This window comes from Psychrobacter sp. AOP5-GZ1-6 (assembly GCF_052376345.1).
Lineage (GTDB): Bacteria > Pseudomonadota > Gammaproteobacteria > Pseudomonadales > Moraxellaceae > Psychrobacter.
The window spans coordinates 1-7,473 of sequence record NZ_JBQSVP010000145.1; the positions used below are offsets into that span (position 1 = coordinate 1).

General features: G+C 41.4%; 7 protein-coding genes and 1 pseudogene. 4 read left to right on the forward strand and 4 right to left on the reverse strand.

Annotated features, from left to right (window positions below; translation table 11 throughout):
* Window positions 1-138 (forward strand): LrgB family protein (locus tag ACT3RN_RS13445; RefSeq protein ID WP_443509720.1); only part of this gene is annotated, 138 nt, incomplete at its 5' end.
* A 50-nt stretch (window positions 139-188) separates the two neighbouring features.
* On the opposite strand, the gene ACT3RN_RS13450 is transcribed toward ACT3RN_RS13445, so the two are convergent.
* The 3 genes and pseudogenes from ACT3RN_RS13450 to ACT3RN_RS13460 form a co-directional block, all read right to left on the reverse strand.
* Entirely contained in the window at window positions 189-713 is a 525-nt protein-coding gene (locus tag ACT3RN_RS13450; RefSeq protein ID WP_444518714.1) for a transposase, read from the reverse strand.
* Window positions 688-822: pseudogene (locus ACT3RN_RS13455) on the reverse strand (IS630 transposase-related protein); the annotation flags it as partial. The gene ACT3RN_RS13450 and the pseudogene ACT3RN_RS13455, both read right to left, overlap by 26 nt.
* A gap of 138 nt (window positions 823-960) precedes the next feature.
* On the reverse strand, window positions 961-1,551 hold the full coding sequence (locus tag ACT3RN_RS13460; RefSeq protein ID WP_068406590.1) for a recombinase family protein: 591 nt from the start codon (window positions 1,549-1,551) through the stop codon (window positions 961-963).
* Between the two features lie 329 nt (window positions 1,552-1,880).
* Between ACT3RN_RS13460 and ACT3RN_RS13465 the strand changes: the two genes are divergently transcribed.
* Both ACT3RN_RS13465 and ACT3RN_RS13470 read left to right on the forward strand, forming a co-directional pair.
* On the forward strand, window positions 1,881-2,402 hold the full coding sequence (locus ACT3RN_RS13465) for an adenylate kinase (protein WP_181717135.1): 522 nt from the start codon (window positions 1,881-1,883) through the stop codon (window positions 2,400-2,402).
* 528 nt (window positions 2,403-2,930) lie between these two features.
* Window positions 2,931-5,240, forward strand: a complete 2,310-nt coding sequence (locus ACT3RN_RS13470; RefSeq protein WP_442063241.1) for a FepA family TonB-dependent siderophore receptor — start codon at window positions 2,931-2,933, stop codon at window positions 5,238-5,240.
* 193 nt (window positions 5,241-5,433) lie between these two features.
* Here the strand turns inward: ACT3RN_RS13470 and ACT3RN_RS13475 are convergent, their stop codons facing one another.
* A complete protein-coding gene (locus ACT3RN_RS13475) occupies window positions 5,434-6,429 on the reverse strand; it encodes an alpha/beta hydrolase (RefSeq protein WP_442063238.1) in 996 nt (331 codons plus the stop codon).
* Window positions 6,430-6,675: 246 nt separating this feature from the next.
* Here ACT3RN_RS13475 and ACT3RN_RS13480 point away from each other — a divergent pair, with 246 nt between their 5' ends.
* A complete protein-coding gene (locus ACT3RN_RS13480; protein ID WP_442063235.1) occupies window positions 6,676-7,440 on the forward strand; it encodes a hypothetical protein in 765 nt (254 codons plus the stop codon).
* Window positions 7,441-7,473: the final 33 nt, after the last annotated feature.

The window sequence follows — 7,473 nt, forward strand, 5'->3', positions numbered from 1 at the left end:
CTTGGTACAGCCCGGGCAAGTCAGCGCAATGAGGACGAGGGCGTTATAGCTAGTTTAACAATGGTTTTAGCGGGATTGTTTATGGTATTCTTAGGCCCTTCATTAATACATGGCGTAATGTTATTTGGGCAAGTTTAAACAAATATATATAGAGACCCTAATCTATATTAAGAATAGATATGATATAGTCAGTTCAAAATAAAATTGTTATGGTTAGGACAAACATCATAAAACAACTTGGATAAATTATTCTCCATCCAGCCTTGGCGTAGAAACTTTACTTGTGCCCATTTCTTTTCGATAGGGTTTAGGTCAGGGCTGTACGGTGGCAGCCATAGAATACGATGACCATGTCTATTCAGTAGCTTTTGAATACGCTTGCTCTTATGAAATCTGGCATTATCCATCACAATCACGCATTTCGTTTTAAGACTTGGGATTAGGGTGTGTTTGCACCAGTCGTAGAATATGCTGCTGTTAATGTTGTGTTCAAAGTAATCAAGCGCAAACAGCATCTTTTCATATAGAGCACCGATAACGTTGGTTCGCTTTTTACCTTGCCAGTTGTAGCTATCGATACAAGGCTTACCAATCGGTGCATAACCATGAGAGCGAATGGTCTCGTGCTCAAAGCCGCGCGCGTATATATAAACGATGGGATAGCCTTGCTGCCTAAAGCTATTATGCTTACTGTGGTATATCGCTCTTTTGATCGGACAGGCTTTTGGATGCTCTAAGGTCTTTTTTTTGACTGATGCCTAGGCGCTTTAGGGCATGATAAATGCCTGTTTTACTACAGTTTAAGCGACGAGCTCGCTCATGAGCTATGCTGAAGAAACCGTACAACTAAACTTGGTAAACTAAGCACAATTATAGGAGTTTACCATGACCAAGAAATTAAGAGTATCGTGTCTATAAAAAAGACAAACTGTTATTTAAAATACCTCAACTATTCAGCTGTTAGCCCTGCTTTAACACCCGATAGACCGTAGCCACCCCAACACCAACCGCCTTAGCAATCTCCTCTTTCGTCATATTGTTTTGACTGGCTAATTCTTTAATACGATTGTGTTTCGTTGTATTAGGCTTCTTACCAGTGGGCTTATAACCACTGTTCGCCAACCCCTGCTTAATACGCTCTCTACGCTTATCGTTATCAAGCTTTGCCATCGTTGCTAATAAGTCGATCAGCATATGGTTAATCACTGTTAGGATCTCACCTGTCATGCCTTTACTTACCGTATGCGTAGTTGGTAGATCAGCCACCACCAATCGCAAGCCCTTGTCTTTGATGCGCTGCTTTAGAATTGCAAAATCATCTTGAGATAGCCTGCTTAATCTGTCCACGCTTTCAACCAGCAGAATATCGCCTTGATCAGCGTCCTTTAATAGCTTAGCTAATACTGGCCTATCGAGCTTTGTACCACTGAAATGCTCAACGTACTCAACAAGGTTATCGTTATAGCTTTGGCTAAAGCTAATCAAGTCAGACAAGGCTCTCTTAGCGTCTTGATCCTTAGTGCTGGCTCTCACATAAATACGAACGGTCATAACGCCACCTATATTATTTAGACTTATAAATTAATGTCCATTGATAATATCATGATATTAATATCATTTAATAATAGAAATAAGTCTAATGATAGATAGAGTATCGTTTAGAGGTTTTATTTTTTAGGTATAGGCTAATGATAGGAAAAAAGCACAGCAACCAGTCCTATAACTCTAAAGTCTGTTATAGATGGTTCCATATTAACAGTCTATTTTGAGTAGTCTGTTAATATGTTTGAAGGGTAAAATAACTGGTTTCCTTGGGGTATACTACGTGCCTTTTTTCGAATATTGCTGAAATATTCATAATTGTTTGAGGTAATATAACCATGAAAAGAGTCAACGTGTTAGGTACATCAGGTTCAGGGAAATCTACGTTTGCCAAAGCTCTAGCAGATAAACTTAACTGTGCATATGTTGAAATGGACGGATTATTTTGGCTGGATGATTGGGAGCATGTTGATGATGAAACCTTTATCACACATATTGAAAAGGCGCTAGATAAGCCAGCGTTTGTATTAGATGGCAATTATAGTCGGACGATACCTATAAAATGGAAAGATATCGACACCGTCATTTGGCTGAACTATTCGTTTCCATTAGTGTTGTCTCGTGCTTTCAGGCGTGCCATATTTAGGACTATTAGTAGAAAGAAGCTGTGGGATACCAATAATGTAGAGAGCTTAACAAGACTGTTTTCCAAAAAATCTATTATTTGGTGGACGATCACAACGCATAAGAAAAATCGTAAAAAGGTTCGTCAGTTAATAAACAAACCTCAATACCAGCATATTAAATTTATTGAGCTTACTAAGCCCATTGAGGCTAAAACGTTTTTGAAAAGTTTATAACATTTACCTATAGAAAGCTGGCTGTTCGATACCTTTATAGCGCACCGATCACAGATAGAATATGTATTTTAGGTACACTACGAAGTACACTGTGACTATTTCCGTAAGTTGAAACCTTGATAACATTAACCTACAGCCGAAGGTTCAAGTCCTCACTAGGGTACTGAACCAGCGAAGGAGTTTGATTGGTTCGCCATAGACGTAGTCTATAAATATTTCAGAGATGACGTATAGTTTATTTTTTAAAATTGAACTAGATAACTGAAATCCTATGGGCAAAAACTTACCAACACCTATATTCATAAGGAAATCTCAACCTTCAAATAAAAATGATAATAGGAATGATTATTGTTTGTATTAATTCTATGATTTTGCTAAAGTGTGCCTGCTTTATTGCCAATAGCTCGTTAGTCATCCAGATTCTCTGTCCTGAAGCAGAATACTTAGTTACTGCTAGGTGAATACCTGCCTAACAATTGGCTAAAGCTAAAACATACTGAAAAATAAGTCTCACTAGGATTGCGATCTATGCCGACATCACCAAGCTCTGCCGCTACGCCCTTCTTTTATTTTCAAAAATCGCCTTGTTTAACGACCAAAAGAGCTTTACTAAGCATTACTATCGTCTCTATTTTGAGTACCACTGCATTCGCCGCTGAAAGCGATGACCTTACTGTACAACAAATAGAAGCGCAAGAAGCTGTAGAACAGCAAGCGATGCCTTCTGTTGAGCTGGATACTATCGTCGTCAAGGCGGCGCGAGAGGAGCTCGAGCAAGCGGCGGGGTTGTCTGTCATTAGCGAAGAGGCCATCGAGAAAGCCTCTGTTTCCAATGACATTGCAGAGATCGTGCGCAAAATGCCTGGCGTCAATTTATCTGGCTCGTCTACTTCTGGACAGCGCGGTAATCAGCGTCAAATCGATTTGCGCGGCATGGGGCCAAATAACACTTTGATTTTAATCGATGGTCGTCCTGTCACTTCTCGTAATTCCTCGCGACCGAGCCGTGGTGGTGAGCAAGACACACGTGGTGACTCGCAGTGGGTACCACCAGGTGCTATCGAGAGCATCGAAGTATTGCGTGGCCCAGCAGCCGCTCGTTATGGCTCTGGTAGTATGGGCGGGGTAGTCAATATCATCACCAAGCGCCCGACTGAGTCAGAGTTTTCTATCAGTGGGCACTATGAGACGCCAGAGAGTGACCTAGAAGGCAGCAGCTGGCGTACTAACGTCAATATGTCTGGTGCATTGACTGATAAGCTGTCCTCACGTACTACCCTTGGTTACCACGATAGTGAAGCAGATGATCCGTATATTAATGCAGCAGAAGCGCTAGATGACTCAGTAGCAGCAGGTACTGAAGGTGTCGAAAATATCGATGTGCGTCAGTTGTTCGAATACGCGATGGATGCGATGAATACGGTCGGTGTTGAGGTCAATTATAGTCGTCAAGAAAACCGCTGGGCAGGTGACTCATTATTCCAATCAGTGAACGAAAACTTGTTAGATGAGTTAGAAGGTGAGACCACCAATAAGATGCAGCGCTACGGCGCGGCGATCACCCATCGCGGTGAGTACGATGACGCTAGTAGTAACAGTTTCGTCGAGTACACTCGGACAATTAATGAGCGCTTGGGTGAAGGTAGTGCGGGTGGTGGTGAAGGTCAGATTGTCATACCTGACGACGGCGAGGGTTTTGAATGGGTAGAGGCAACCTACGATACGTTAAATGCCAAATCAGAGTGGGATATTTATTTTGACCGTCATACCTTGACGGCTGGTGCAGAGTTCCGCGGTGAAAAGCTGGATAACCCTGTGGTATCTGATATGACATTTGAGGATGGTTTTGAGTTTGGTGATGTAGAGACCGATCCTGACAAGCGCGATCCGACCTCAGATGCCTACCTCGTCGGTGCTTATTTAGAAGATAACTATGAGATCACGCCTGATTGGTATGTCACGCCAGGCTTACGTTTTGACTATCATAGTGAAGCTGGCAGTAACTGGTCGCCTAGTATCAATACCACTTGGCATTTTAGCCCTGATTGGTCAGTGAAGGCGGGTGTCAGTCGTGCATTTAAAGCGCCATCGCTATACCAGCTTGACCCAAACTACATTTACTACACTCGTGGTTATGGTTGCCCATCTTGGGTACCTGATGATGAAAAAGGTTGTCATGTCTTAGGTAATCCTGATCTAGAAAATGAAACTTCTTGGAACAAAGAGCTGACCTTTACTTATGATGATGGTACGGGATTGAATGCTGGCTTGACTTATTACCACAATGCCTATGATAACCGCATTGGCGCTGGTACGGATCGTGTGGCGGTAGATACGGCGACAGATCGTTCTATCTTTCAATGGGACAATCAAGGTGAAGCAATTGTTGAAGGTTTAGAAGGCTTTGTACAAGTACCAGTCACTGACAATGTAAGATGGTCTTCTAATATCACTGGTAACATCCGCTCAGAGCGTAAAGACAATGGCGAGCCATTATCGCTCATTCCTAAGTTCACTGTAAACACGGGTGTCGATTGGGATATCACGCCTCAGTGGAATGCTGGTTTTGATGTGAGCTACTATGGCACGATTGAAGCCCCAACGATTTCAGCGACGACGGGAGATGATAGTGATGACCCGTTGCTTGATCGCGAGCCGTATGCCATTGCTAACGTGAGCACTCGCTATGATTTGACAAAAGCGATTACGGTTGGTGCTGGTGTCAAAAACTTATTTGATACGGGTGTTTATCGTGAGGGTACCGCTACGAATGCAGGCGCACGTACTTTTAATGAGCCTGGCCGTACTTATGTGTTTGATGTGAGTGTTGATTTCTAATTCTTAGATACAGTATTTTCTTTAAGAATAAAAAAGGTCTGAACTAATGGTTCAGACCTTTTTATTTGGGTGATCAATTGTCTCATAATCTTGTAAAAAGTTTCTCTCCCGCCTTGCTTGGGTAACCTAGCGAGGTTTTTCTTATCCAGTAGATAAGGTCAGAGTGCTAAAGTTATCTTGAATAGGCTTAATCTTAGAAGTTCTTTAAGCTCTCTAATAGAGAGGTTGTAAATACCTCTCCATGAGATTGGTTGTAAAACTGATAGCTACAACGCTCCTCAAAGTGCTCACAGACTTCCTTGGCGAATTCTTTTTTACTCATCAGAGTAGGCGCTACTACTGGCATAGTGGTCTGCTCTGGAGAGTGACTAAAAGTGAGTCGTATTTGTTTGTGTTTATTATTAGTTATATCTGCAAGTTGCGCTTTAGGAAAATTTTGATATGCCTGCCAATAGTTAATCATCTCTCCATTTTGCCACCAAAGTGATGGATCTGCACTGAAATACTGCTGATAAGCTTCAGGATGCTTGAACAAATTATATAACACAAACAAACCACCGTAAGAGTGTCCCCAAATGGCTTCTTGCTTCGGTTTCTCGCCCAACTGACCATATACCCACGGCTTTATTTGTTTTTCAATCAACGCATAAAAGTGTGCTGCACCGCCATTTAATCGCTCTCTACCTTCTTCTTGAAAAGCACCGTTATCTACAGTGTTGGCTAATAATGGTGGGGTATAGTCGTAGGCGCGGGCATCAACATCGAAGCGATAAGGTGTTTGGTAACCTATAAAGACCAAAGTAGGCGCTGATTTTTGTGGTGTAGATTGGGATAATAAGCGCAGCGTATCCTTATCTAAATCATCAATAGCCGCATTACCATCAAGCATATAAAGCACTTTACTAGGAGTTTTTACAGAATTGTTAGAGAGTAGATGATAGGTTGTCTGCTCAGGAATAGCTAACCACACTTGATAATGACGAGGTTTTGCATAGGTTTGCAGCGTTTTCAATTGTGAATCGGTTAAGCTAGAGGAGAATAGTTTTGGTGCAGGTGCACTGAAGGTATGATATACGAAACGATACCCGATATCTTTGGCATGCAATAAGCTCATATCTACGGTCTTGGTCAAGTCAGGTTTAGCATAGCTTGGTGACATCATTACTCCTGCCATGGTTATCGTTATCATTGCAAGGCTTCCCCGAGATCTTGACATACTTATCCTTTATTATATTTAGTTTATTGAACAAAGTCTTAGACATAGCGTTGCTTATATTGAAGCTGTAAGAGGATTAACACATGCAATTTATATCACTGATAATTATTGACAAGCAGTTACAATATCGTAATAATAATGCATATGATAATCATTATCAATAATACTGCTTTCTAATGATTCTGTATTTCACAAAAATCCTTCTTATGAGATTAAATTATGTCACGTTCAACTCACTCATGTTTCAGCAAAAACCCATTATCTAAAGTTTGTATTTTATCTATTGCTCTATTATCTTTGGGAGTCGCAGGCTGTCAAAATACGATGTCATCATCGAGCGCAACGCCTTCTAATGCTGTCACCACGGGTCTGATGAAAACGCAAAGCAGCTATGCTGATACTCGTTATTTGACGATTGACGGCAAAGACTATCCTGTTTCTGAAAGCTCTGCTCGAGTAGTCATTAATGAAGCGAAAAATGCTCCAGAATTGGTCGCTGATATTTTTGATGGAAAAGGTAAAGTTGCGGTACCAGGCTATAAAGTGATGTTGATAGTTCGAACTAACTCAGTGGCTGCAGAAGGCAGAAAGCTAGATAATGGTAAAGTTATCGATAATCGCATGATCCATCGTGGCAGCAAAACTCTTGTTGGTATCCCTGTTGTAAACGGACAAGCAAAACTTGATCAGGCACAATTATTAGACTTCGATATTATTTATGATGATTTATCAACAGTCGTTGCAGAGGGAGAAGTGGTGAAACCACGAGGTACAAAACTAACCAAAGCAGAGACACCCATTACCAATAAGAAAGTGATCGTGCATTCACTGACCTTGCCGAACATCGTTAGTGGTGAAAGCGCAGGTGGTGGTGTTAATTTCGAAGCCAGTGCAACGGTAGATGGTAAAGTTATCAAAACTGGTGCTAATAGTGCTTTTAATATCTTTTATACCGTGACTAGTGATAATGCTAGAGGGTTTTAGTTGTTGATTTTTAACTGGTAAGAACAGGCTCTG